Source organism: Nocardioides sp., assembly GCF_036274455.1.
Classification (GTDB): domain Bacteria; phylum Actinomycetota; class Actinomycetes; order Propionibacteriales; family Nocardioidaceae; genus Nocardioides.
Genome location: NZ_DASUFR010000008.1, coordinates 1 through 24,237, shown reverse-complemented (window position 1 = coordinate 24,237; position 24,237 = coordinate 1). Strand labels below are relative to the sequence as shown.

The 24,237-nt window shown below is 72.7% G+C and carries 29 protein-coding genes; 11 read left to right on the top strand and 18 right to left on the bottom strand.

Translation table 11 applies throughout. The features are described from left to right. Positions 1–103 precede the first annotated feature (103 nt). Entirely contained in the window at positions 104–565 is a 462-nt protein-coding gene (locus VFV89_RS00605; RefSeq protein WP_329703949.1) for a CBS domain-containing protein, read from the bottom strand. Beyond that, positions 531–791, bottom strand: a complete 261-nt coding sequence (locus tag VFV89_RS00600; protein ID WP_329703948.1) for a hypothetical protein — start codon at positions 789–791, stop codon at positions 531–533. The genes VFV89_RS00605 and VFV89_RS00600 overlap by 35 nt, the downstream gene beginning before the upstream one ends. A gap of 154 nt (positions 792–945) precedes the next feature. On the opposite strand from VFV89_RS00600, the gene VFV89_RS00595 reads away from it, so the two are divergent. Genes VFV89_RS00595 through VFV89_RS00585 form a run of 3 tightly spaced genes read left to right on the top strand, consistent with a single transcriptional unit; the run spans position 946 to position 3,358 of the window. Further along, positions 946–1,923 (top strand): hypothetical protein, encoded by a 978-nt coding sequence (locus VFV89_RS00595; protein ID WP_329703947.1) that lies wholly within the window; start codon positions 946–948, stop codon positions 1,921–1,923. A 53-nt stretch (positions 1,924–1,976) separates the two neighbouring features. After that, complete coding sequence (locus tag VFV89_RS00590; protein WP_329703946.1) at positions 1,977–2,582, top strand: TetR family transcriptional regulator; 606 nt, start codon at positions 1,977–1,979, stop codon at positions 2,580–2,582. Further along, the gene (locus VFV89_RS00585; RefSeq protein ID WP_329703945.1) at positions 2,579–3,358 is read left to right on the top strand and encodes an MBL fold metallo-hydrolase; all 780 of its coding nucleotides are present in this window, start codon (positions 2,579–2,581) and stop codon (positions 3,356–3,358) included. The genes VFV89_RS00590 and VFV89_RS00585 overlap by 4 nt, the downstream gene beginning before the upstream one ends. 10 nt (positions 3,359–3,368) lie before the next feature. Here VFV89_RS00585 and VFV89_RS00580 read toward each other — a convergent pair whose 3' ends face one another. Both VFV89_RS00580 and VFV89_RS00575 read right to left on the bottom strand, forming a co-directional pair. Continuing rightward, entirely contained in the window at positions 3,369–4,553 is a 1,185-nt protein-coding gene (locus VFV89_RS00580; protein WP_329703944.1) for a sterol desaturase family protein, read from the bottom strand. A 39-nt stretch (positions 4,554–4,592) separates the two neighbouring features. Next, positions 4,593–4,976, bottom strand: a complete 384-nt coding sequence (locus tag VFV89_RS00575; protein WP_329703943.1) for a hypothetical protein — start codon at positions 4,974–4,976, stop codon at positions 4,593–4,595. Positions 4,977–5,052: 76 nt separating this feature from the next. On the opposite strand from VFV89_RS00575, the gene VFV89_RS00570 reads away from it, so the two are divergent. Further along, positions 5,053–5,322, top strand: a complete 270-nt coding sequence (locus VFV89_RS00570; protein WP_329703942.1) for an acylphosphatase — start codon at positions 5,053–5,055, stop codon at positions 5,320–5,322. A 129-nt stretch (positions 5,323–5,451) separates the two neighbouring features. Beyond that, the gene (locus VFV89_RS00565; protein ID WP_329703941.1) at positions 5,452–5,661 is read left to right on the top strand and encodes a hypothetical protein; all 210 of its coding nucleotides are present in this window, start codon (positions 5,452–5,454) and stop codon (positions 5,659–5,661) included. A gap of 259 nt (positions 5,662–5,920) precedes the next feature. Here the strand turns inward: VFV89_RS00565 and VFV89_RS00560 are convergent, their stop codons facing one another. Together VFV89_RS00560 and VFV89_RS00555 are read right to left on the bottom strand one after the other, a co-directional pair. Next, positions 5,921–7,294: a hypothetical protein gene (locus VFV89_RS00560; RefSeq protein ID WP_329703940.1), complete on the bottom strand. Its 1,374-nt coding sequence runs from the start codon at positions 7,292–7,294 to the stop codon at positions 5,921–5,923. Positions 7,295–7,309: 15 nt separating this feature from the next. Further along, positions 7,310–7,891, bottom strand: coding sequence for a 3'-5' exonuclease (locus VFV89_RS00555; protein WP_329703939.1), 582 nt, complete (start codon positions 7,889–7,891; stop codon positions 7,310–7,312). A 56-nt stretch (positions 7,892–7,947) separates the two neighbouring features. On the opposite strand from VFV89_RS00555, the gene VFV89_RS00550 reads away from it, so the two are divergent. After that, complete coding sequence (locus VFV89_RS00550) at positions 7,948–9,183, top strand: hypothetical protein (RefSeq protein WP_329703938.1); 1,236 nt, start codon at positions 7,948–7,950, stop codon at positions 9,181–9,183. Here the strand turns inward: VFV89_RS00550 and VFV89_RS00545 are convergent. After that, positions 9,167–9,712, bottom strand: coding sequence for an RNA polymerase sigma factor (locus VFV89_RS00545; protein WP_329703937.1), 546 nt, complete (start codon positions 9,710–9,712; stop codon positions 9,167–9,169). The genes VFV89_RS00550 and VFV89_RS00545 overlap by 17 nt on opposite strands. Positions 9,713–9,893: 181 nt before the next feature. Here VFV89_RS00545 and VFV89_RS00540 point away from each other — a divergent pair, with 181 nt between their 5' ends. Both VFV89_RS00540 and VFV89_RS00535 read left to right on the top strand, forming a co-directional pair. Further along, positions 9,894–10,889 (top strand): serine/threonine-protein kinase, encoded by a 996-nt coding sequence (locus VFV89_RS00540; RefSeq protein WP_329703936.1) that lies wholly within the window; start codon positions 9,894–9,896, stop codon positions 10,887–10,889. A 102-nt stretch (positions 10,890–10,991) separates the two neighbouring features. After that, positions 10,992–11,393, top strand: a complete 402-nt coding sequence (locus VFV89_RS00535; RefSeq protein ID WP_329703935.1) for a VOC family protein — start codon at positions 10,992–10,994, stop codon at positions 11,391–11,393. A gap of 11 nt (positions 11,394–11,404) precedes the next feature. Here VFV89_RS00535 and VFV89_RS00530 read toward each other — a convergent pair whose 3' ends face one another. After that, positions 11,405–11,530 carry a hypothetical protein gene (locus VFV89_RS00530; RefSeq protein ID WP_329703934.1) on the bottom strand — a complete coding sequence of 42 codons (126 nt, stop codon included), beginning with the start codon at positions 11,528–11,530 and terminating at the stop codon, positions 11,405–11,407. Positions 11,531–11,561: 31 nt separating this feature from the next. Further along, entirely contained in the window at positions 11,562–12,398 is an 837-nt protein-coding gene (locus VFV89_RS00525; protein WP_329703933.1) for an SCO6745 family protein, read from the bottom strand. 99 nt (positions 12,399–12,497) lie between these two features. Here VFV89_RS00525 and VFV89_RS00520 point away from each other — a divergent pair, with 99 nt between their 5' ends. Next, positions 12,498–13,613 carry a Glu/Leu/Phe/Val family dehydrogenase gene (locus VFV89_RS00520; RefSeq protein ID WP_329703932.1) on the top strand — a complete coding sequence of 372 codons (1,116 nt, stop codon included), beginning with the start codon at positions 12,498–12,500 and terminating at the stop codon, positions 13,611–13,613. Positions 13,614–13,966: 353 nt separating this feature from the next. Here the strand turns inward: VFV89_RS00520 and VFV89_RS00515 are convergent, their stop codons facing one another. The 3 genes from VFV89_RS00515 to purF form a co-directional block, all read right to left on the bottom strand. Next, complete coding sequence (locus tag VFV89_RS00515) at positions 13,967–14,149, bottom strand: DUF3073 domain-containing protein (protein ID WP_329703931.1); 183 nt, start codon at positions 14,147–14,149, stop codon at positions 13,967–13,969. Between the two features lie 161 nt (positions 14,150–14,310). After that, the gene (gene purM, locus VFV89_RS00510; protein ID WP_329703930.1) at positions 14,311–15,366 is read right to left on the bottom strand and encodes a phosphoribosylformylglycinamidine cyclo-ligase; all 1,056 of its coding nucleotides are present in this window, start codon (positions 15,364–15,366) and stop codon (positions 14,311–14,313) included. 9 nt (positions 15,367–15,375) lie between these two features. Continuing rightward, positions 15,376–16,935 carry an amidophosphoribosyltransferase gene (gene purF, locus VFV89_RS00505; protein WP_329703929.1) on the bottom strand — a complete coding sequence of 520 codons (1,560 nt, stop codon included), beginning with the start codon at positions 16,933–16,935 and terminating at the stop codon, positions 15,376–15,378. 245 nt (positions 16,936–17,180) lie between these two features. Between purF and VFV89_RS00500 the strand changes: the two genes are divergently transcribed. Continuing rightward, a complete protein-coding gene (locus VFV89_RS00500; RefSeq protein WP_329703928.1) occupies positions 17,181–18,998 on the top strand; it encodes a HAMP domain-containing sensor histidine kinase in 1,818 nt (605 codons plus the stop codon). Positions 18,999–19,003: 5 nt separating this feature from the next. Here the strand turns inward: VFV89_RS00500 and VFV89_RS00495 are convergent, their stop codons facing one another. The 4 genes from VFV89_RS00495 to VFV89_RS00480 form a co-directional block, all read right to left on the bottom strand. Next, positions 19,004–19,540: a TIGR00730 family Rossman fold protein gene (locus tag VFV89_RS00495; protein ID WP_329703927.1), complete on the bottom strand. Its 537-nt coding sequence runs from the start codon at positions 19,538–19,540 to the stop codon at positions 19,004–19,006. 31 nt (positions 19,541–19,571) lie between these two features. Then, a complete protein-coding gene (locus VFV89_RS00490) occupies positions 19,572–20,984 on the bottom strand; it encodes an FAD/NAD(P)-binding protein (protein ID WP_329703926.1) in 1,413 nt (470 codons plus the stop codon). Positions 20,985–21,097: 113 nt separating this feature from the next. Next, a complete protein-coding gene (locus tag VFV89_RS00485) occupies positions 21,098–22,441 on the bottom strand; it encodes a dipeptidase (RefSeq protein ID WP_329703925.1) in 1,344 nt (447 codons plus the stop codon). A 19-nt stretch (positions 22,442–22,460) separates the two neighbouring features. Then, positions 22,461–22,853 carry a DUF6916 family protein gene (locus VFV89_RS00480; RefSeq protein ID WP_329703924.1) on the bottom strand — a complete coding sequence of 131 codons (393 nt, stop codon included), beginning with the start codon at positions 22,851–22,853 and terminating at the stop codon, positions 22,461–22,463. 50 nt (positions 22,854–22,903) lie between these two features. Between VFV89_RS00480 and VFV89_RS00475 the strand changes: the two genes are divergently transcribed. Next, complete coding sequence (locus VFV89_RS00475) at positions 22,904–23,218, top strand: DUF6916 family protein (RefSeq protein ID WP_329703923.1); 315 nt, start codon at positions 22,904–22,906, stop codon at positions 23,216–23,218. A 17-nt stretch (positions 23,219–23,235) separates the two neighbouring features. Here VFV89_RS00475 and VFV89_RS00470 read toward each other — a convergent pair whose 3' ends face one another. Together VFV89_RS00470 and VFV89_RS00465 are read right to left on the bottom strand one after the other, a co-directional pair. Further along, on the bottom strand, positions 23,236–23,718 hold the full coding sequence (locus tag VFV89_RS00470; protein ID WP_329703922.1) for a GNAT family N-acetyltransferase: 483 nt from the start codon (positions 23,716–23,718) through the stop codon (positions 23,236–23,238). After that, the coding region (locus tag VFV89_RS00465) for a phage tail protein (protein ID WP_329703921.1) at positions 23,715–24,237 on the bottom strand (523 nt) is incomplete at its 5' end. The genes VFV89_RS00465 and VFV89_RS00470, both read right to left, overlap by 4 nt.

The window sequence follows — 24,237 nt, the reverse complement described above, 5'->3', positions numbered from 1 at the left end:
CCGGGGCCCCGATGGGCTCCGGATCGGACTATTGACCTCCGCCGCACCACCGACAAGAAACCTGCAGGAACCTGGCAGGTTCTCTCATGGATGACGCTGGTCGTCAGGCGCTGCAGTCGCGGTCGGCAGCCCGGCCGGCGACGTCGGCGTCGCTGCAGAAGCCGGCGAGATCGTGCTTGAGGCACAGCAGGCCGAGCAGGTTGCCCTCGTTGTCGACGACAGCCCACCGGCGCGCGCCGGCGGCCACCATCTCGTCACGCACCGCCACGGCCGGTGTCGTCGGCGCCACCGTGCGGCCCGCGAGCCGGGCGTGGGGCAGGGCGGCGTCCGGCCCGGGAACCTCGGGTGGGAGGTCGCCCCGGACCAGGGTGCCGAGCAGCCTGCCCTCGTCGACGAGGAGCACCATGTGGACGTGGTCGTCGACGAACACGGCCCGGCACTCGCGCACGGTCAGCCCGGGCCCGTGCACCTTGGGCACCCGGACCATCACGTCCGCGGCGACGGCCGAGGTGAGCGCCGTGCTCACCTCGTCACCAGCGACCTGCGGGGAGGCCTCCTCGACCATCGCATTGCCCCACCGTAGCGCTGGAGCTCGCCCAGCTGCCCCGCCAGGTCGGGTGCTGCGGGGCCCGGAGGTGCCTCCTCGCGGCCAGCTCCTCGTCGTCGACCAGGGTCAGCATCGGTTCGCCGGGGATCCCCACCATGACGGCCACGAACATCGTCGGACGGTCGTCGAGGTGGTGGGCGGCCTGGTAGTGGATGACGTCCCCTCCCGGCTCCCAGAAGGACACGCGCTCCGGCTCGCCCTCGAGCTCGAAGACGAGCGCCCCCTCCCTCGCTTCGCTGGATATGCATTTGTCACCACGCGTTGACTTATGCACAATGCCTCTCATCGAACCACGAAAGTCAACGTCTGGTGACTTCCACTCTCGACCAGGAGGACTCATGGCCCGGTTCCCGCACCTGGCAGTCCCGCTGCGAGCGGTCCTGGCGGCCGCGGCGCTCGGCTGCCTCGCGTCGTTCACCTTCCTGGGCGCGCTGCACGCGCCCCACCCACACGGTCTCGACCTGGCGCTCGTGGGCACCCCCGACACGACCGGTGTCGTCGCGGCACACCTCGAGGCGGACACCCCGGGCGCCTTCGACATCACGTTCTACGAGACGAGCGAGGATGCGGAGCAGGCGGTGCGTGACCGCGACGTGACCGCCGCCTACGTGCCCGGGCCGCAGCCCGAGCTGCTGCTGGCAGGCGCGAACGGCGCGATGCAGGCCAGCACCTTGACCGCGATCTTCGACGCCGCAGCGCGCGACGACGGCGCGGACCTCGCCGTCCACGACGTCGCGCCGGTGCCCGCCGACGACCGCGCCGGCCTCTCGCCGTTCCTCCTCGTCGTGAGCCTCACGATCCCCGCGCTCGTGCTCGCCGTGCTCATCACCCTGCTCGGCGAGCGCGCCGGCCTCGGCCCGCGGGTCCGGCTGGCCGCGGCGCTCGTCGGCGCCGTCGCCGTGGGACTGGTCAACACCGGCGTCGCCGACGGCGCGCTGGACACGCTGACGGGGCACTACTGGCAGGTCAGCGCGGTCGCCGCCCTGACCGTCTTCGCGATGACCTCGGCGGCCCTCGCCCTGCACCGTCTCTTCGGCCCGGCCGGGCTCGCCGCGGCGTTCGCGCTCTTCCTCGTCGTCGGGATGCCCGCGACCGGCGCCGCGGTCGGGCCGGCGTACCTGCCCGGCTTCTTCCGGGCCGTCACGATGGCTCTTCCCACCGGCGAGGCGGTCCCGGCGGTGCGGAGCGTCCAGTACTTCGACGGGGCCGCGAGCGCTGCCTCGCTGTGGCTCCTCGCAGCGTGGGGTGTGGCGGGTGCGGCCCTGCTCGTGTGGGGGCCGAGGATCCGGGCCCAGCGGGCCGGGGCGCATTGCTAGCCTGAGCGCCGCCCGGCGGACCGATCGGACCCGGAGAGGGAGTCAGGACACCTGTGGCGACGACCGACGACGGCCTGCGCAAGTCGGACCGGACGCGGGCGGCCATCCTGGCGGCGGCGCGCAGACAGTTCGGCGAGCACGCCTACGACCAGACGAGCCTGCGCGCGATCGCCGCCGACGCGGGCATCGACCCGGCGCTGATCGTGCGCTACTTCACCAACAAGGAGACCTTGTTCGCGGCCGCCGTCGACGTCGACCTCCGGCTCCCCGACTTCCGCGAGATCCCGGTCCGGAGCCGCGGCGAGGCCCTGGCCAGGCACTTCCTCGACCAGTGGGAGGGCGAGGACCGCAACGAGGCGCTCCCGGTCATCGTCCGCTCGGCGGTGGCCCACGAGATCGCCGCCGACCACGTCCGCCAGGTCTTCGCCAGCCAGGTGCGGCGCGCGATCGCCCGTGCCTCCGGCGCCAATGGTGCCCGGACCCGCGCCGGGCTGGTGTCCAGCCAGCTGCTGGGCCTGGCCATCGCTCGCTACATGATCAAGCTGCCCGGGGTCGCCGACCTGAGCCGCGACGACGTGGTCCGGCACGTCGGACCCACCCTGCAGCGCTACCTGACCGCCGACCTGGGCGATAAGTCCGCACCGAGGAGGACGACATGACCACGCACCCCCGCCGAGGCGGGCTCCACATGAGCTCACTCGTCCCGCTCGACGGCCCGACCGTCCTCATCGACCTCGCCGGCGTCAGGCTGCTCGTGGACCCGACCTTCGACGCCGCCCAGGACTACCCCATCGGGTCGCGCACCCTCCGCAAGACCTCCGACGCCACGTGGGGCCCCGACCAGGTCGGCGCCGTCGACGCCGTCCTGCTCTCGCACGACCAGCACCCCGACAACCTCGACCACGGCGGGCGAGCGTTCCTGGCCGGGGTGCCGCTGACCCTCACCACCGAGGTCGCCGCCGAGCGGCTCGGCGGCACGGCGCGGGCGCTCCCGCCGTGGACGACCCACCAGGTCGGCGCGGTGACCGTCACCGGGGTCCCCGCCCAGCACGGACCCGACGGCACCGAGCACCTCACCGGCCCGGTCACCGGGTTCGTGCTCACGGCCGACCGGGGCCCGTCGATCTACGTCAGCGGCGACAACGCCTCGCTCGACGTCGTGACCGAGGTGGCGCGCCGGTTCCCCGGCCTCGACGTCGCCGTGCTGTTCGCCGGTGCAGCGCGGACCCCGCTGGTCGACGGCTACCTCACCCTGACCAGCGAGGAGGCCGCCCGGGCGGCCGAGCTCCTGGGCCGGCCACGCGTCCTCGGGATGCACACCGACGGCTGGGCGCACTTCACCCAGGACGGCGGCACGTTCCGCGACGCCTTCGCGGCCGCCGGCCTCGCCGACCTCCTCCTCCCCGTCGACCCCGGGGCCAGGGTCGAGCTCTGAACCGCCCGGGTCAGGCGACGCCGGCCGGCTCGTGGTCCGGCACGCCGGCCGGCCGGTGCGCGTAGGCCCAGCCGGGCCCGCGCACGAGGAACGAGATGCGGTCGCGCCAGGTGTCGGCCCCGGCCACGTCGCGGGCGATGTCGACCAGCTCGTGGGTGCCGATGACGACCGGGTTGTAGCTGTCGATGTTGCGGGTCAGCCCGTAGACGACCGGCTCCGACTCCGGCTCGAAGGTGCCGAACAGCTTGTCCCAGATGATGAGGATGCTGCCGTGGTTGCGGTCGAGGTAGCGCCGGTTCGAGCCGTGGTGCACGCGGTGGTGCGACGGGGTGTTCAGCACCCGCTCGAACGGTCCGATGGTGCGGATCGCCTCGGTGTGGATCCAGAACTGGTAGATCAGGTTGAGCGCCCGGGCCTGCTCGATCATCGCGGGCCGGACCCCGGCGAGCGCGAGCAGTGAGTAAGGGATCGCGATCGTGACCGACTCCGCCACCGGCTGCCGCAGCGCCGTGGAGAGGTTGTAGCGCTGGCTCGAGTGGTGCGCGACGTGGACCGCCCACAGCCAGCGCGACTCGTGCATGAACCGGTGGTTCCAGTAGTAGATGAAGTCCCAGCCGAGGATCGCCGCCGCCCAGGCCGGCCATGCGGTGCCGAGGTCGAGCCAGGAGCGGTCGAAGAACGACCTCGCGGACGTCCGGGCGGCCCACACGGTCGAGACGGTGAGCGCCCCACCCGCGACCGCGGCGACCGCCAGCCCGCCGTGGACCCGGCGCGGCAGGGACCGGGCCGGGCGCTCGGCACGCGGGACCGCCGGCGCGAGCCGCAGCGCGGCGAGCTCCTCCTGGACCTCGCGCACGTCGTCCGGGACGGTCTGCGGCTCCGGCAGCCGGCCGTCGCGCACCCGGCGGCGCACGACGTCGCCGACCGTGGTCAACAGGGCCGCGGTGGCGCCGGCGGCGAGCAGCGCCCTGCCGTACCTGCCCTTGCCCGGCGTGACCGGGTCGAGCGCCTTCCGCGCGACGTACGGCGCGACCAGGCTGCCCAGCCCCATGGCCAGGCTGGCCAGGGTGTCGGCGGTCTGGTAGTCACCAGCGCGGGTGCCCGGCTCGACCGGGTGCGCCCGCTGCCAGGAGTACTCCGCGCCGATCGCGGCGAAGTAGGCCGGGATCGCCAACACGGTCAGATCGACCTTCACGCGCACAGCGTGCCACGCGCGGGGTGATCGGCCGCCTGATCAGCCTGCGAGCTCCCTGGGGACGGTCAGCCGGGGCACCCCACCCAGCCCCCGCCGGTAGTGGACGTGTCCGGCGTACCGCTCGAGCGTCCGGTAGAGCGCCTGGTGCGCCGTCCACGGGAGCGGCTCCGCGCCGTGGTACCAGCTCTCCCCGAAGCAGATCCAGACCGGCACCCACTCCGCGGCGTCGTCCCACTCGCCGCGGCGAGCGGTCAGCATCCGGCGCCGGATCTGGAACGCCGTCCGGGGTCCGTCGGCGCAGATCGGCGCAGTGGCCACCGGCCACAGCCTCAGGTCCTGGGTCATCAGGTGGACCTCGAGGTCGCGCAGCACGCGCGGGTCGACCAGGACGGTCGCGGCGTTCTCGTGCGGGACGCGCTCCATGGCGCAACACCGTGTCCTGCCGAGCCCGACGCGTCAATACCCTCTGGTCGCGGCCTCGGGCTGCCAGCATGGGCAGATGCGTGCGGTCGAGGTCCGGGTCGGCGGCCGGGTGCAGGGTGTCTCGTTCCGGTGGTACGCCGCCCGCGAGGCGGACCGCCTGGGGGTGGCCGGCTGGGTTCGCAACGAGCCGGACGGCACCCTCACGGCCCACCTCGAGGGCCCGGACGACGCGGTCGCAGAACTGGTGGAGTGGCTGCGGCACGGCCCGCCCGCGGCGCGGGTCGACCGGGTCGAGCTCGAGGACGCCGCGGAGACCGGCGCAACGTCGTTCCGGATCGCCTACTGAGGGCCGCAACTCACCCCTGCCGCATTCGCGAATTTCCCCGCGGAGCGCCCTGCGTGGTGCCACTCTGAGACAAGGAGCTCGGCGGTCCCGGGCCGTACGGTCTAGCCGCCCTCGGGAGGGAGTTGGACGATGAGGCTCGCCATCGGTGTGCTGCTCGCCGCCTGGCTGGTCCTCGGCGCGGCCGCCGCGGGCCAGCGCGGCTACTTCGGCAACGACCGCGCGGTCAACTGCAAGACCAACGCGGACGCCGGCCTGACGATCCTGGCCGGCCCCCTCAACTACGCCGGCGTGAACCCGACGATCGAGTGCAAGGCGAAGCCCCCCCAGCCCTCCACCTGAGGTTCTCGGCCCGGTGCGGTCTGGACCCCCGGCGGCTTCTCCTGACAGGACCGAGCGGGCGCGGGATCATGGGCCTGCTGGTCTCGGGGAGCGGGCCGTGGGGACCGCAGGGGCCAGCGGTCACATGGGGGACCGACATGATCATGGGGAGCGGACCGCGTCTGCGCACGTGCGTGGAGCTCGTGGACCACGGAGTCGACGCAGACGGCCACGCGCCGGCCACCACCGACGAGCCGAGGCGCGCGACGCCTGAGACCGGTCAGGCCGGCTCCCGCGCGGCCAGGGAGTCCATGTAGGCCTTGATCGATGGCACCGCGACCAGGCGCTCGTGGAAGAAGTTGTTGATCAGGTTCACCACCTGGACCTTCGCCGACTCGATCTCGACCTCGCCGGCCTCGGCCGACGCACCGCCCCGGTTGGTCTCCTCGAGGGCGACCCTCAGCTTCAGCAACGCTGCCACCAGCTCGGCCTCCTGGACGCCGTCCAGGGCCCTGACGACGGTCAGCACGAGCTCGTCGGTCTGGGTCTGCACGGTCTCCGGCGAGATCGACGAGCCTGGGGTGGCGGCGTTCTCCAGGGTCCCGATCAGCGACCAGACCTGGTAGAGCATGGTGGTCGGCTCGTCGAAGAGCTCGCGGAGGTAGGCCGCGTCGAACGTGCGCCCGGTGAGCCGGAAGACGTTGTACATCCGCTTGGCCGCCTTGCCGTAGTTGGCGTGGTCGGCGGCGAGGTACTTGCGGACCTCACCCTCGAGAGAGTCGATGTACTCGTCGAGGGCGTTGCCCGACACGTGCTGCACGACCTTGGTGAAGGTCGGCAGCTGGCCGGCGTCGAGGTAGACCTCCTGGAAGTAGGCGTCGAGGTAGCCGTCCAGCGGCACGATGTCGCCGGCCGGCGACTCCCAGGTCACGTCGATGACGTTGCTGGCGTTGGTGAGCCGCTTCTGGTCGGGGTCGGCGACCACCCAGTCGAGCTTGCACCACCCCGGCTCGGTGGCGACGTCGTCCCAGTCGATCGTGTACCACTGCCCGTCGACCTCGACCTCGATCCGCCCCGCCTTGACCTCGTCGAGCTTCCACGAGATCGGGCTGCCCTTGCGCTGCGGCGCTCCGCGGTGCATGCAGTCGAAGGCGAACGAGCTCCACTTGGCCTCGATGAACTGGTAGGTCGGCCCGCTCTCGTGGGCCAGCACGTGCTCCTTCATCAGCGTCGCGAGGATCGAGCAGGCCTCGTCACGGCTCTCGGCCAAGATGTTGAGCCGCTGGAAGAAGTCCGCGTCACCGGGGTGGGTCTGGATCTTCGACTGCGCGGCGGAGCCGGACAGTGCCAGCGCGCCCTCGGCGACCCCCTCGGGCCCCTTCACCTCGACGATCTGGCCGATCCGGCGGAACCGAGCGAGATCGGCCGGGCTGAAGTCGAGCATGCTGATGCGGTGGCCGAAGACGCCGTCGTTCTCGTCGATGACGATGTCGGAGGTCTCGACCCCCTCCTCCTTGGTCATCGCCGCCAGCCAGCGCTCGGTGTCGGCGGCGTCGAGCTCGATGCCGATCCGCTGGGCGGACTCGACCAGCCTGGTGACGTCGTCTGCCTCGTTGACACCGCCGCCCGAGCCGGCGGAGATGGTGTCGGTCATGGCGATCCCTGTTGTCTAGTCCTCGTGGCGGTGCGCAGGCTCGGCGTACAAGGCCCGGAACAGGGCAGCCTGGTCCTGCGCGTCGGACAGAGCGTGATGGGCCAGGGGCCGTCCTGACAAGTACTTCGGCCCCAGCACGCTCATGCTCGTCTCGGCCCAGGTGCTGCCCAGCCGGCCCATGGCGAACGCCTTGATGTCGATGGCGGTGTAGCCGAACGGGTTGCGACCGACGTAGCGCTCGAAGTAGTCGGCCACGAACATCCAGTCGAACGGCGCGTTGAACCCCACGAAGACCGGCCGGCCGCCGGCGGGGACCACGTCGGCCACCCAGCCGGCGAAGTGCTTCATCGCGCTGTCCGGAGGCTCGCCCATCGTCTTCAGGATGTCGACCGAGAGCTTGCTGACCTCGAGCGCCTCGACGGTGATCCGCTTGTCCTCGGGCCGCAGCTCGACGTAGAAGGTCGTCTCCGGATCGTCGACCAGGCAGGCACCGATCGCCAGCAGCGCGTAGTCGCCGGGGGTGGCGCCGCCGGTCTCGACGTCGACCGAGATGAAGCACTCGTCGTGGTCGACGCCCTGGCCCTCGCCCGCGTTCACTGCGCGAGGGTCCCACAGACGCAGGCCGCGACCGGGGACGCTGACACAATCCCGGGGTGCTGCCGCGGTTCGAGGTCGTCGCCCGCCGGCGGCCGGTTGCGCTGGCGGTGCCCGGACCGGTCCGGGCGCCGTACGCCGCGGTGACCGCGCCCGGCCGTCCGGCGCTCACCCTCAGCAGCGGCGCGGTCACCCTCGAGGCGACGTTCGGCGACCGGGTGACCCTGCACGTCGGCACGGGGGGCCCGACCACGACCCACCGGTGCACGACCCACCGGAGCAGGCGCAGCGGGCAGCCCCAGGCGTTGGTCGAGGCGGTCGGGCTGACGCTGACCGGGCCGCACGTCACGGCCTTCACGCGGGAGGCGGGCGCGTGGGTGGCCCGGGCCCGCTACGACCTGACCGGCCGGCACGACGTCCACGACGAGGCGTGGCTGGCCGGGCTGAGCGCCTCGCACGAGCTGGGCCGGTTCGGGCAGCTCGGCCTGCGGGACCTGCGTGTGGTCAGCCACGCCGACGGGTCGGCGTACACCGACGACGGCTCGGTCCTGCTCACCGCGACCAGCGCGGGTCCCGGCGGCTTCCCGAGCGGGCACTGCTCGGTGTGGGCCCTGGACCCGTCGACGCTGGAGCTCGAGCACCGAGCCGACCTGTTCGTGCGCCGCGGCGGTGTCCACGGCGACCATGCAGCGCACCTGGTCCGCGACGGCGGGCGGTGGCTGCTGGCCAGCAGCACGTGGGGTGACTTCGACCGGCGCGAGCGGCCGGTCCGGGTCACCGTCGCGGAGTCGACGGCCGACCTCACGCGCGGGGTGCACGTGCTCGACGGCCGGCCGCTGGCGCTGCCCACCGACGGCTTCCGGTCGGTCGGCGTGTGGGACCCGCACCTGGTGCGCAGCGACGACGGCTGGCTGGTCGGGTACGTGAGTGCGACGAGGTACTTCCGGTTCCATCCCGTGCTCGCCGCCGGCCCGTCACTGGACGAGCTGTCGGTGAGAGGGGTCGGGTCCGGACCCGAGACCGAGGGCACCACGATCGCGACGCTGGACGGGGAACGGCGGGTGCTCGCCAGCGACAAGCGGCGCCGCTGCTACCCGGTGCTCGACCTGGAGCTGCGCGAGGTGGGGAGCCTCGAGGCGGCGTACCCCACCAACATCCCGTGGCCGACCATCGTGGAGCTGGAGGGTCCGCGCCTCCTGGTCGGCTTCAACGGCGCGCACCACGGGGGCCGCCTCGTCGGCTACGGGAGCCACGGCGAGGTCGTGATCCAGCGCGAGCTCAGTCCGAGACCTTGAGCAGCGGCCGGACCGCGTTGCGGGCGGAGTGGATCCGCGACTTGACGGTGCCGAGCGGGACGTCGAGCAGGGCCGCGATCTCGTTGTAGTCGAGCTCCTGCACGTCGCGCAGCACCAGCGGTTCGACGAGCTCGGGGTGGTCGGTGCCGACGACCTCGAGCGCGTCGAGCAGGTCGAGCCGGCTCCCGGCGATCACGCTGGTGGTCCTCGGGTCGGCGTGCACCGGCAGCTCGTCGGTCGGCCGCTCGGCGGCGCGGCGCTTCAGGGAGCGGTAGGTCGACCGGGCGCTGTTGGACGCGACCGCGTGCAGCCACGTGGTGAACCGGCTGCGCCCCTTGAACTGGTCGATCTTGGTGGCCACGAGCAGCAGCGCGTCCTGCGTCGCCTCCTCGGCGTCCTCGGGGAAGAGCAGCATCCGTCCGCAGATCCGGCGCACCCGGGGCTGGACCTCGGCCAGGACCTGCTCCAGCGCGACCCGGTCGCCGCCGGCCGCGCGCAGCGCCAGGTCGTCGAGATCGTCCGCCTCCACGCGTTTCACGATAGAGGCACCCAACCGATCCTCCGCGCAGCCCGTCAGTCAGGTGAGAGCAGCACGTCTGCGTGAGGCTCTGCCACGGCGGGCAGCCCGGCTGCTCCGGGGGACGGCCGCGGGCCGCGCCGCCTCGTCAGGCGCGGCCCGCGGTCCCTCGGAGGTCTGGGACCATGGCGCCGTGTCACTTCCCACCCGTCTGGGCCGACTGGAGCGCGTCGAGCGCCTCGGTGAGGGCGGGTTCGCGACGGTCTGGCTCTACCACGACTCCGAGCTCGACTCCGACGTCGCGATCAAGGCGCTGGCCGAGAACTGGGCGCAGCGGCTCGACGTGCGCGAGCGGTTCCTGGAGGAGGCCCGGATCCTGCGCCGCGCCGACTCCGACCACATCGTGCGGGTCTACGACATCGGCGAGGTCGACGGCACGCCCTACTTCGTGATGACCTACGCCGACCAGGGCTCGCTGGCGCGCCACCTGACGCCCGGCGTACCCCTCACCGTGGCGCGCACCGTCGACCTCGTCACACAGGCCGGCCTCGGGCTCGCGGTGCTGCACGAGAACGGCGTCGTGCACCGCGACATCAAGCCGCAGAACCTGCTGCTCCGCTCCGCCGGCTCGGCCGGCGACCGCCTCCTGGTCGCCGACCTCGGGGTGGCCAAGGCGATGCTGCACGCCTCCGGGCTGACCCAGGTGGTGGGGACCCCGGCCTACATGGCGCCCGAGCAGGCCACCGGCGGCACCATCGACGCGCGCGCCGACGTCCACGCGCTCGCCGCGGTGACCTACCAGATGCTCACCGGCGCACTCCCGCGCGAGGGGACCGTCGCGGAGCTGGCGCACGCGACGCTGCCGGTGGCAGCGTCCCGGCTCAACCCGGAGCTGCCTCGTGAGGTCGACGAGGTACTGCTCCGCTCCCTCGACCCGGCGCCGGAGGCCCGCTACCCGTCGATGGACGCCTTCGTCGACGCGCTGCGGAGCGCTCTGCCAGTCACCGCCTCGGCGCCCGCCGGACCGGCCCGGCCCACCACCCGCTACCAGACGCCGGACACGACCTACTCCCCGCTGCCCGAGCCACGCGCGCGGCGCCGGCTGCCGGTCCTGCTGACCCTGGTCACGCTGCTGGTCTTCGCGGCGGCGTTCGCGGCGGCATACGCCGTCGCCACCCTCGTCAGCTGATCGCTCACGGCTCGGAAACCCGGATGCTCCGGGGACGGCCGGACCCGCATCATGGGTTGGTGACTGCCGACGACACCGCCCACCTCGATCGGCTCGGCTGACATGGCGCTGCGCTGGTACACGCTGGTGGTCGACTGCCTTGACGTGCGGAAGCAGGCGGCGTGGTGGGCACGGGCCATGGACTGGACGATCATCCACGAGTCGGCCAAGGAGTGTGTGATCGTCCCGTCGTGGGCCGACGACACGGTGGTCGAGCAGACGCCGTGGGAGCAGGTCGGCCCCGGAATCGTCTTCGTGCCTGCATCCGGGGGCAAGCGCGAGAAGAACCGGCTCCACATCGACCTCGCTCCACACATCAGCCAGGATCGCGACGCGGAGATCGCGCGCCTCGAGGGTCTCGGCGCCACGCGTGTCGACGTCGGCCAGCCGAGCGACGCGTCATGGACGGTGCTCGCGGACCCGGAGGGCAACGAGTTCTGCGTGCTCAGCTCACGCGAGGTCTGAGCGCCGACTGGCTACGACCACCGCGGTCGGCCGGACGTCCTCCAGGCGACGAGGATGTCCGTGTCGTCGCGGGCCCCGCCCTCGTCGACGAGGCGGATGGCCTCGCGCCACCGCGCGGCCACGAGCCGGATGGTCACCGGTCCGATGTCGGGTGCCGACGAGCACGTCCTAGCCGGGTGTCGCCGGCAGCCCGATCGGGTTGACGTCCGGCAACGCCGTCCGGGTCGCTTGGGCGAGCGGCTCGGCCAGCTCGGCGAAGCGTCGTGCGGTCTCGGGGCCGGCGATGGTCCAGGGCTCCTGGGCGAGCTCGTCGGTCAGCGCCTCGGCCCGGTCCAGCAGCTCGAGCCCGGCCGGCGTGATCGACCCGTCCGGGCCGAGCAGCCCGCGGGCGGCGAGCGACTCGCCGCTGGCGGCCCACTCCTCGTCGGTCCAGCCGCGGTTGGGCTGCAGCACGTCGCGCGCGAGGTCGTGGCCCGAGCGCAGCACCATCGTCGAGAGCCCGTCGAGGCCGACCGCGAGCTGGGCCAGGACGTGGCCGTCGCCGCGCAGCTCGCGCAGGACGGTGGCGGCCTGCCAGAGCACGGCCAGCGGCTCGTCCGGCCAGGGCAGCGCGGCGTTCGCGGCGCCGAGGGCCCGTCCGGAGGTGGGCGCCGCGGCCGCGACCGACTGGAGCAGGGACGCCGCCTCGTCGACGGCGGCCCCCTCGAGGAGCCGGTCCAGCGCGGCCACAGACCCTTCGAGCCGGGCCTGCAACGCCTCGGCCGGCGAGGCGAGCTCCCAGACCGACGGGATGGCCCGCTCGACCATGCGCGGAGCGAAGTTGGCGAACAGCGCGACGGTCACCGCGGCCGGCGCCCGGCCCAGCGGCGCCGAGCGGGAGGCGAAGTAGCCGCGCCAGAAGCCTCGGAGGCCGGCGGCCTCGAACCTCGCACGTCCCTCGGGCGAGAAGTAGGTGACCGAGTGGACAGGCTCGACGATTGTCCACATTCGGCGGGCCGGCGTCACCCGCTCTACATTAGGAGAGTCCGCGCCACCCCTGCGGACCACCACAACACGACGCCACACCACCCCCGTGGCCACACAGGAGAAAGAGCGGGTCCATCCATGTCCCTGCATGACCCTCAGCTCACCAGCATGGACGTCTTCGACGCCGGTCACGACCACGAGCAGGTCGTCTTCGCCAACGACCCGGCCACCGGACTTCGCGCGATCATCGCGATCCACTCGACCGCCCTGGGCCCCGCGCTCGGCGGCACCCGCTTCTTCCCCTACCCGTCGACGGCCGCCGCGCTCTCCGACGTCCTCGACCTCTCGCGCGGCATGTCCTACAAGGCCGCCCTGGCCGGGCTCGACCTCGGCGGCGGCAAGGCCGTCATCATCGGCGACCCGGCGCGGGTGCGCGCCGGTGGCGGTGCCGAGGCCCTGTTCCGCGCGTACGGCCGGTTCGTGCAGTCGCTCGGCGGCCGCTACTACACCGCCTGCGACGTCGGGACCTTCTCCCCCGACATGGACGACATCGCCCGCGAGTGCTCCTACGTCACCGGCCGCACGGTCGCGCACGGCGGCGCCGGGGACAGCTCGGTGCTCACGGCCTACGGCGTCTACCAGGGCATGCGGGCCGCGGCGCAGTTCCAGTGGGGCAGCCCGAGCCTCGAGGGTCGCACCGTCGGAGTGGCCGGCGTCGGCAAGGTCGGCCACCACCTGGTGACCCACCTCCTCGAGGACGGCGCCAGCGTGGTGGTCAGCGACGTGAACGCCTCCGCGGTCGAGCGGGTCCGCGACGAGCACCCCGAGGTGCGTGCGGTGGGCGGCACCGCGGAGCTGGTGGCCAGCCGGCTGGACGTCTACGCACCGTGCGCCATGGGCGGCGCGCTCACCGACGAGGTCGTCGAGGCGCTGAGCGCGACGATCGTGTGCGGGGCCGCCAACAACCAGCTCGCCCACCCCGGCATCGAGAAGGCCCTCGAGGAGCGCGGCATCCTCTACGCCCCCGACTACTGCGTGAACTCCGGGGGCCTGATCCAGGTCGCCGACGAGCTCGACCCCAACGGGTTCAGCTTCGACCGCGCCCACCAGCGCGCCGCCGGAATCTACGAGACGACCTACGCCGTCTTCGAGCTGGCCCGCCGCGACAACGTCCCCCCGGCCATCGCCGCCGACCGGCTGGCCGAGCGGCGGATGCACGACGTCGGCCGGCTGCGGGGCATCTGGCTGGGCTGAGTCGCACCAGCCTCATCCGCCCCAGGGGTCACCGGATATCAAGTGACCCATCCGCTTCTGTGCCGAGATCTCGGTACAGAAGCTCAGCGGTCACCGGATATCCGGTGACCCCGACGTTTCCCGTGGGTGCCCGCGCGCCCACCGGCCCCATCGGTGGGTTTGCGGAGGGAAATCGGCACCTGGTGCCGGGAATCCTCGGCAAAGGCCGGGCCTGGCGGATTTGCACCACATCCTTGGCTCCTGGTGGCGAATTTGCGGTGCAAATCGCAGAGCCCGAGCGCGCGGCCGACCGTCACGGGCAGGCCGCAACGCGCCGGGAGCCACCCGGCCATCACCCGCTCGGCGGGAAGAGCTCAGTCGCGAGACGGCTCGGCGTAGTCGGACCACTCCTCGTGGCCGTCCAGCCCGTCGGAGTCCTCAGACCCCTCGTCTCCGTGCAGCTCGCGCGCCAGCGCCCCGAAGTCCGTCTCGTGAGTGCGGTACTTCAGGTCGCGCGCGACCTTGGTCTGCTTTGCCTTTGCTCGGCCGCGGCCCATAGGGTCCAGCCCCCTCGCACGCTATGCCGGGGCACCCAGGCTCCCGGACTCAGAAGGATTCTCGTGGGTCCAACGCTACCTGTTGCCTGGCTGTTCCCGCACACCCGTATCCGAAATCCTCGTCACAGGGTATGAAATGCCCCTCGCCGGTGAAGCGGTCGTTACCAACCGGGGTGCTGGCCGACCAGCTCGACGGTCCCGCCCGGCCCGGTCGCCGCGGCCACCCGGCCGGCGACCCAGGCGTCGATCCCGTGCTCGCCGAGCAGCCCCACGGCCGCGTCTACGGAGGCCGGGTCGAGCAGCGCGACCATGCCGACGCCGCAGTTGAGCGTGGCCTCCAGGTCGGGCTGGGGTACGTCGCCGAGCCGGCGGACCAGGTCGAAGACCGGCGCCGGGGTCCAGGTCGACCGCTCCAGGGTCGCGCTCAGCTCGACCGGCAGCACCCGGGCCAGGTTGGCGGCCAGCCCGCCGCCGGTCACGTGGGCCATCGCGTGCACGCCGGCCTCGCGGGCGAGCGCCAGGCAGGCCTTGGCATAGATGCGCGTCGGGGTGAGCAGCTCCTCGCCCAGCGTGCGGCCGAGCTCGGGGACGTCCCGGTCGAGCGTCCACCCGGCCTTGGCCACGACGTGCCGGACCAGCGAGTAGCCGTTGGAGTGCAGCCCGCTCGACGCCATCGCCAGCACCGCGTCACCGGGCCGGACCCGCGCCGGGCCGAGCAGCCGGTCGGCCTCCACGACACCGGTGGTCGCGCCCGCGACGTCGTAGTCGTCCGGACCGAGCAGCCCGGGGTGCTCCGCGGTCTCACCGCCGACCAGCGCACAGCCCGCCTCGACGCAGGCCTCGGCGATCCCCTTGACGATGGCCGCGATCCGCTCGGGCACCACCCGGCCGCAGGCGATGTAGTCGGTCATGAACAGCGGCTCGGCGCCGCACACCACCAGGTCGTCGACGACCATGCCGACCAGGTCGAAGCCGATCGTGTCGTGCACGTCCATCGCCTGGGCGATCGCCACCTTGGTGCCGACGCCGTCGGTCGAGGTGGCCAGCAGCGGCCGGGAGTACGACGTGAGCGCGGAGGCGTCGAAGAGACCGGCGAAGCCGCCGATCCCGCCGATCATCTCCGGGCGCCGGGCCTTGTCGATCCAGACCTTCATCAGCTCGACGGCCTTGTCGGCGGACTCGATCGAGACCCCGGCCTCGGCATAGGCATCCGTCACGAACAGCTCCTATGGGTTGTTCAGCACGGGCAGCGCCTCACCGAGCGTCGGCGAGGCCAGTGTCGCCTCCAGCAGGTGCTTGCCGAGCAGGCTCTCGTCCGGCAGCGGGATCGGGTAGTCGCCGGTGAAGCAGGCCCGGCACAGCGACGAGGCGGGCTGCCTGGTGGCCTCGATCATCCCCTCGAGCGAGATGTAGCCGAGGCTGTCGGCGCCGATGCTGGCGCGGATCTCCTCCTCGTCGAGGCCGTTGGCGATCAGCTCGGCCCGGGTGGCGAAGTCGATGCCGTAGAAGCACGGCCACTTCACCGGGGGCGAGGAGATGCGCACGTGCACCTCGAGGGCGCCGGCCTCGCGGAGCATCCGGACCTGGGCGCGCTGGGTGTTGCCGCGCACGATCGAGTCGTCCACGACGACCAGCCGCCTGCCCCGGACCATGTGCTCGAGTGCGTTGAGCTTGAGCCGGATGCCGAGCTGGCGCAGCGTCTGGCTGGGCTGGATGAACGTCCGGCCGACGTAGGCGTTCTTGACGAACCCCTGGCCGAACGGGATGCCGCTCTCCTCGGCGTACCCGGCCGCTGCCGGCGTGCCCGACTCGGGGACCGGCATCACGAGGTCGGCCTCGACGGGGTACTCGCGGGCCAGCCGCCGGCCCATCTCGACCCGGGCCGCGTGCACGCTCTGGCCGCTGATGGTGGCGTCCGGCCGCGCGAGGTAGACGTACTCGAAGACGCAGCCCTTCCGCTCCGCCTCCGCGAACCGGTGGGTGCGCAGCCCGTGCTCGTCGACGGCGACCAGCTCGCCGGGCTCGATCTCGCGGACGACGGAGGCGCCGACCGTCGCGAGCGCGGCGTCCTCCGAGGCCACCACCCAGCCGCGGTCGAGCCGGCCCAGCACCAGCGGCCGGATGCCCTGCGGGTCGCGGGCGGCGTACAGCGTGTCCTCGTTCATCCAGACGAACGAGAACGCCCCGCGCAGCATCGGCAGCACCTCGAGGGCCCGCTGCTCGAGCGAGGTGTCCGGGTGGTGGGCGAGGAGCGCGGTGACCAGCCCGGTGTCGTTGGTCGAGCCCTCGACGTCACGGGTGTGCAGCGGCAGCTCGCCGTCCGGGTCGGGCAGGGCCTCGACGAGCTCGCTGAGCTCGTGGGTGTTGATGAGGTTGCCGTTGTGGCCCAGCGCGATCGACCCGTCGGCGGTGGGCCTGAACGTCGGCTGGGCGTTCTGCCAGGTGCTCGCGCCGGTCGTCGAGTAGCGGCAGTGGCCGATCGCGAGGTGGCCCTTGAGCGAGTCGAGGGTGGTCTCGTCGAAGACCTGCGAGACCAGCCCCATGTCCTTGTAGACCAGGATCTGCCGGCCGTTGCTGACCGCGATGCCGGCCGACTCCTGGCCGCGGTGCTGGAGGGCGTAGAGGCCGAAGTAGGTCAGCTTCGCGACGTCCTCACCCGGGGCCCAGACCCCGAAGACGCCACACGCGTCCTGCGGGCCCTTCTCGTGCGGGTCGAGGTCGTGGCCGAGCCGGCCGTCGCCCCGCCGCGGTCGTGGGTGGTGGCCGCCGGTGCTCAGATAGGGCACGGCCTCATCGTACGAGGGTGCGGCAGAGGTCACGGCATCGACGTGCGGTCTGGACCATGTGGATCGGGATCGGTCGGGGTCGGTCGGGGTCGGTCGGCGTCGGTCGGGGCGGCGGTCCGGGCGCGCACCGGCGGCCGTGACGGATTCGCCGGACACCGCGTTGTCCACCACATAACCTTCAAGGGAGCTCTCGGCTCTCCTGACGACCCTGCATCCTGACGACCCGCCTCCTGACGAGGATCCTCATGCCCATGGACCCCCTGACCGACGCTGCGCCCGACGCAGCGGTCAGCAGGGTCGCGGTCGCCGACGAGGCGACCAGCTGGGCCGACGCCGCCACCCGCGACGCGCTGCTCGTCATCGCCGAGGGGATCACCCAGCTGGCCGGCTTCGACGTGGCCGCCGTGAGCGTCGTGCGCGACTCCCAGCACATGCAGGTCATGGCCGTCGCCGGCGATGACGACGCGCGAGACACCCTGCTCGGGACCTTCACCCCGATCGCTCGGCTGATGGAGGAGCTCGACCACGCCGAGGACTGGGGGATGTTCAAGTTCGTCCCGCAGGAGGCGCTCGACCCGGAGGTCGAGAGCTGGGGCTGGGTGCCCGACATCGTGCCTCTCTCCGAGCCCGACGCCTGGCAGCCGCTGGACCTGCTGGTGGCACCGCTCTACGGCCCGGACGGCGAGCTGCGCGGCACCCTCTCGATCGACTGCCCCAGCGACGGCCGCCGGCCCGACGAGGCGCACCGCTGGATCCTCAACCGGTACGCCGAGCAGGCCGCGCGCGCTCTCTACGTGGCCGTCGAGCGGGAGGCCTTCGCCGACCAGGTGCGGGTGCTGTCGGCCACCCGCGAGGTGGTCCGCAACGCCACCCGGGAGCGCAACATCGGCGTGATGCTGGAGAAGATCCAGCCCAGCCTGATCGAGGGGTTCCGCTGCCTCGGCAGCTGGATCCACACCTTCGACGAGGACGGGCACGGACTGGGCGCCATCTACTCCGGGGACGGGGCCCGGATCGAGATGCCGCAGCACCTGGTGGCGATCGCGGAGCGTGCGGCGTCGGAGTCGTGGCGGGCCCAGCGGGTGGGGCTGGTCTCGCGCCACATCCCGATCGACGAGCGGGTCGCCCAGGTGTCCGAGCCCGAGTTCGAGGAGATCCTGCTCTTCCTCGAGGAGATCGGGGTCGGCTCGCTGCTCTTCGTCCCGGTCGGCGCGGGCCGGGAGTGCCTGGGCAGCCTGGTCCTGACCCGGGCGCTCGGCGGCGCCGAGTGGACCCCGGCCGAGGTGGACGCCGCGCTCGAGGTCGGCCGCGACCTGGGCCGGGCGGTGCTCAACGCACGCGCGCTCGACCGCGAGCGCGAGCTGGTCCGCGAGCTCAAGGCGCTCGACGACTACAAGAGCAAGCTGATCGCGACCCTCTCCCACGAGCTGAAGAGCCCGCTGGCGGCGATGCTGGCGAACATCGAGTTCCTCACCGGGAGCATCGACCTCGAGCCGGGTGCGCTCGACGTGCTGGCCGCGGTCAACCGGGGCGCGAGCCGGCTGGTCCGCGTGGTCGAGGACCTCCTGCTCCTGGCCAAGGTCGGTGACCCGCACCTGCCGCTGCTCACCCGCCCGGTCGACGTTCTCGGCGCGGTCGAGGACGTCGTGAACTTCATCCCGCTCGCCGACCAGCCCCGGATCAAGGTGGAGGTCCAGGGCGACGCGGCGGCGATGGTCGCGATGGGCGACCCGGCGGAGGTGGACATCCTGGTGACCAACCTGGTGTCCAACGCGCTGAAGTACTCCGACGCCGCCTCCACGGTGACGGTCACGCTGTCGCGCGACGAGGAGTGGGTGGTGCTGGCCTGCGAGGACCAGGGCATCGGGATCTCCGAGAGCGACCGCAAGCAGCTGTTCCGGGAGTTCTTCCGCTCGGAGTCCGCGGAGGTGAAGGCGCAGGCCGGCACCGGGCTGGGGCTGACGATCGTCGACCGGATCGTGACCAGGCACCTCGGCCGGATCGAGGTCGACTCCGTGCTGGGCGAGGGCAGCACCTTCCGGGTCTTCCTCCCGACCGCCTGACGGCGTCAGGCCCTGACGTCGTAGGACGCCAGCAGCTCGCCGACGTCGCGGAACCGCGGCAGGGCCGCGCGCTTCGCCGCACTCAGGTAGCCCTCGGCGACGACCCGGTCGAGCTGCTCGACGAGCGGGTCGTAGTAGCCGTCGGGGTCGAGCAGCGCGACCGGCTTGCCGTGCAGCCCGAGCAGCTGCCAGGTGAAGACCTCGAACAGCTCCTCGAGGGTCCCGACCCCGCCGGGCAGGGCGACGAAGCCGTCGGCCAGCTCGGTCATCCGCGCCTTGCGCTCGTGCATCGAGTCGACCTCGATCAGCCGTGCGACACCGGTGTGCGGCACCTCCCGGGCGAACACCGCTCGCGGGATCACGCCGATGACCTCACCACCGGCGGCCATCGCCCGGTCGGCCAGCAGCCCCATCAGGCCGACCTGCGCGCCGCCGTACACGATGCCGATGCCGTGCGCGACGAGCGCGTCTGCGAGCTCGGCCACCAGGGCCTGGTGGCGGGCTGGGCCGGGTGAGGAGCCGAGGAAGACAGCGAGTCGCACGGGCCACATCAGACCACGGCTGCGGCCCGGCTCAGACCCTCACGTGGCGCTGTGCGGGCAGGCGGTGGGCCAGCGCGGCGGCCTGGGTCCGGATCTCGGGGATCGCGGTGGTCTCCCACAGCACCCCCTTGCGGGGCGGGCCGACGACGTGGAGGCCGGGCACGACCTGGCCCGAGACGTCGAGCACGTCGCCCTCCGGCGTACAGGCGACACCGAGCCGGAGCGGGTCGGGGGTCAGCAGCCCCCTCGCGACGAGCGAGCGGACCAGCGGATCGGCGCTCCGGGCCACGTCGGACTGCGGTCCGGTGCAGTTGACGACCGCATCGGCGAACATCGGGTCGGGCAGCGCGGGTAGCTCGAGCTCGCAGCGCGACCCGTGGTCGGTGACGGCCGCGACCCCACCGGCCAGGACCTGGAGCCGGCCCTCGTCGCGGTACGTCGCGAGGGCCGTGGCGACCTCGGTGGCCATGCGGTGCCGGCGTACCTCCCACTCGCGGGCGTAGTGCTGAAGGAACCGCTGGCGCTCGGCGAGGTCGAGCCGCTGCCAGAGCCCCTGGGTGGGGGCCCGCAGCCCGTCGACCACGGCCCGCCAGTCCACCCCCTGGCGCCGTGCGGCAGCGATCTGCTCGCGCAGCAGCCCGGCCAGCTGGTCGGCGGTCACCGGCCCGGAGGGGACCGGGCTCAGCCAGGCCGTGGAGCTCTGCTCGATGTGCGCCGCCGGGAGCAGGCCGTGGCGGCTGACCATCACGACGCGCCGGTCGGGCGCGTCGCCGAGCAGCGTGATGGCGGCGTCGACCGCGGTGAGCCCCGAGCCGACGAGCACCACGGCGGCGTCGCGCGGCAGCGCGGTGAGCCGCTCGAGGTCCCACGGGTCCGGGAGGTGCCAGCGGGCCTCCGGCAGCGGGATGCCCTCGACGGCCAGACGGGCCGGACGCTCGTTGCCCTGCGCGAGCACCACGGTGGCGGCCCGGGTCACCCGGCCGCCGATCGTGCGCAGCTCGAAGCCGCCGTCGGTCGGTACGGCGTCCACCACCCGCTCGGCGCGCAACGAGAGCCGGTCGTCAGCAAGCCGGTCGATGGTCTCGCGAAGGTAGACGGCGTAGTCACGGCGGGGCAGGAACGCCTGCGCGTCCGGCTCGCGGCCGGTCCGACGGGCCCACTCGACGAGGTCGGACGGGATGTCGGGGAAGGCGCTCATGTGCCTCGACCGGACGTTGAGCAGGTGCCTGCGGTCGCTCGTGCCGTAGGCCAGTCCCTTGCCGATCTCGCCGGAGGCGTCGTGCACGCTGACCGTGAGGTCGTGCGCCCGCGAGGCCAGCAGGTGGATGGCGGTCAGGGTGCCGCTGGCCCCGCCGCCCACCACCGCCACGTCGGTCCGCACCGGCCCGGTGTCGGTCAGCGGCCGCGCTGGAGGGACGGTGACCTGGACCTCGGGCTGGAGCATTCGCTAACTGTAGTAGGTCACTTCTGTTTGTGCACAACGCGCCGCGCCCGTCGCGATAGTCCGTGACGAAATGGCTGGACGAACACTGTTCTCCACAACCAGATCGTCACGGACTATCCCGACGCGCCGAGGTTCCTCAGCAGCAGTGCTTCGGCGAGCACGACCCGCTCGAACTCGGCGAGGTGGAGTCCCTCGTTGGCCCCGTGGGCACGGGTGTCGGGGTCCTCGACACCGGTGACGAGCACGCTGGCGTCGGGGAAGGTCTGCAGGAACTCGGCGATGAACGGGATCGAGCCGCCGACCCCCATGTCCACCGGTGCGACCCCGTCCCAGGCCTCGGTGAACGCCGCCCGGGCCGCGTCGTAGGCCGGCCCGGTCGCGTCGATGACGATCGGCTCGCCCTTGTCCGACAGCGTGCAGGTCACCTGCGCCCCCCAGGGGACGTGCTTCTCGAGGTGCTCGCGGAGCCGGGCCGCGGCGTTGGCCGTCGAGTCGCCGGGGGCGATCCGCATGGAGATGAACGCCCGGGCCGCGGGCACCAGGGTGTTGCTGGCGCCCTGGGCCGGCGGGGCGTCGATCCCGGTGACGGTCAGCGACGGCTTGGTCCACAGCCGCTCGACCATGGAGCCGTGGCCGATCCACTCGACGCCATCGGCGATCCCGGACTCGGCCCGCGCCCGCTCCTCGGGGTAGGTGACGTCGGCGGCCGGACCGCCGACGAGGCCCTCGACGGCGACGTTGCCGTCATCGTCGTGCAGGGTGGCCAGCAGCCGACAGAGCGTGATCAGCGCGTCCGGCACGACCCCGCCCCACATGCCCGAGTGGACGCCGTGGTCGAGGGTCCGCACCTCGACGTACATCCGGACCAGCCCGCGCAGGCTGGTCGTCAGGGCCGGCTCGCCGATGTCCCAGTTGCCGGAGTCCGCGATCACGATCACGTCGGCCTCGAGCTTGTCCTTGTGCTCGCCGAGCAGCGCCGGAAGCGTGTCGGAGCCGACCTCCTCCTCGCCCTCCACGATCACCTTCACCGTCACCGGCAGGTCGTCGCCGAAGACCCGCAGCGCGCCGAGGTGGGTGACGATCCCGGCCTTGTCGTCGGCGGCGCCCCGGCCGTAGAGCCGGCCGTCGCGCTCGGTCGGCTCGAACGGCGGGCTGTCCCAGTCGGCGTGGTCGTTCTCGGGCTGGACGTCGTGGTGCGCGTAGAGCAGCACGGTCGGAGCGCCCTCGGGTCCGGGCTTGTGGCCGATCACGGCCGGGCCGCCGCCGTTCGCGCTCACGATGTCGACCGCCGCGAAGCCCTCGGCGCGGAGCAGGTCGGCGACCGCGTCCGCCGACCGCCACACCTCACCGGTGCGGGCGGGGTCGGCACTCACCGACTGGATCCGGACCAGGTCCTCGAGGTCCGAGCGGAGGCCGGGCATCAGGTCGCGCACCTTCGCGCGCAGGTCGTCGGTCATGGGCCCGACCCTAGTTGGGTCAGGGCTTGCGGAAGACCACGGCCTCGTAGGTCCGCCGGCGGCGGTCGCTCGGCACGATGAAGAGTGTGGTCGGCTTGAAGCCCGGGCGGCGCAGCAGGTAGCTCCCCTGCTCGGGACCGGCCGAGCCGGCCCGGAAGGTCAGGCTGAACGCGTGCTGGTCGTGCCGGGAGCAGTTGGGCAGGTTGCGCACCTTGGTGAGCTTGACTCGCCAGTGCCGCGTGGGTCCCTCGAGCCGGAAGGTCCTGCGACGCAGCGCCGCGAAGCGGCTCCTCGTGTAGAGGTCGCGGCGGGTGGTCGCCGCGGCGTACACCTCCGGCGCCAGGAGCAGCGGCGCGATGGCGGCGCCGAGCGCGCTCGCCCGGAGCAGGGTGCGGCGGGTGGTACGGCTCATCGGCTCCTCCTGGGCGGCTCCCCGGCCGGGAGCGGCACTACCATCCTCCCGTGGCCGGGCCGGTGTGGATGACTTTCGACCAGTTCTCGGGTCGGGTGGGCCAGACCTTCGAGGTGGGCGCCGAGGACGGCGTGCGCATCCGCGCCGAGCTGGTCGAGGCGACCGAGGGCGCGGAGGCGGGTGGGCCCGGACCGGAGGGACAGTCGCGCCGGCAGTTCGCGCTGGTCTTCCGCGGGCCGCTGGAACCCGTTCTGCCGCAGGCGACCCATCCGGTCGAGCACGACGAGCTGGGCCGGCTGGAGATCTTCCTGGTGCCGATCGGTCCGGACGGCTCGGGGATGCGCTACGAGGCAGTCTTCGCCTGAACCAGCGCGACGACCGGTCACGGCGTCCACTCCATGCGCCGGTAGACACCGAGGTCCTCGGCGAGCGCGAACCCGAGCCGCTCGTAGAGGGCCGCGGCGCGGTTGCTGTGCTCGACGTGGATGCTGACGATCCGGCCCTCGCGCGCCGCCTCCTCCTGGAGGCCGCGCACCAGCATCGCTCCGATCCCGCGACCGCGGTACGCCGGCAGCAGCGCGATGTCGACGATCCGTAGGTCGCCCGGGCGGCGGTCGACGTAGAGACGGCCGGCCGGGACGCCGTCGACCTCGATGACGTCGAAGCTGCCGTCGGGGTTGTGCCGGCGGTACTCGTGGTCCTGCGCGGCGAACTGCTGGGCCAGGAAGGCCTCCCTCGCGCCGGCCGGCCACGCGACCTGGTCGAGCTCCTCCTGCCGGGTCGAGCCGTAGACCGCCAGCAGGTGGTCGCGGTCCGCGTCGGTGGCGGGGCGGAGCGCGACCGCCCCGGCACTGGTCGTCGTCACGTCCGCGGGGGGAAGACGCCCTGCAGGGCGATGTTGAAGTAGAGGCTCAGGTAGGGCTGCATGTTGTTGTGCGGCTGGTCACCGCCGGCCGGCGCGATCGCCTCCGGCGCGAGGGTCGTGTTCCCCGGCGCCGCGGCGTAGAGACTGACACCGATGCCGGTCGCAGGGAGCTGCCCGGCCACGACCCGGGTGGTCGCGTCCTGCCCGGACGCACGCACCGCATGGCTGTGGGAGGGGATCTCGCTCTCCAGGAGCGTGACCGACTCCGAGCCACCGGTCTCGCCGAGGTCGTGCAGCGACAGGCCCGGCCCCTGACCCGGGTGCATGGGCGCGCGTCCCTGCAGGTCCGGCAGCGCGAAGTTGCTCTTGCCATTTCCCCCGTAGGTCGTCCCGAGCAGGGAGAAGAGCGCGGTGTTCTGCGAGAGGGGCAGGAGCTGCCCGTCGCACCACGCCCAGCCCCTCGGCGCGAAGTTGAAGGGGAAGATCCTGATCTCGGCGACGAACGGGTCGGCCATGGAC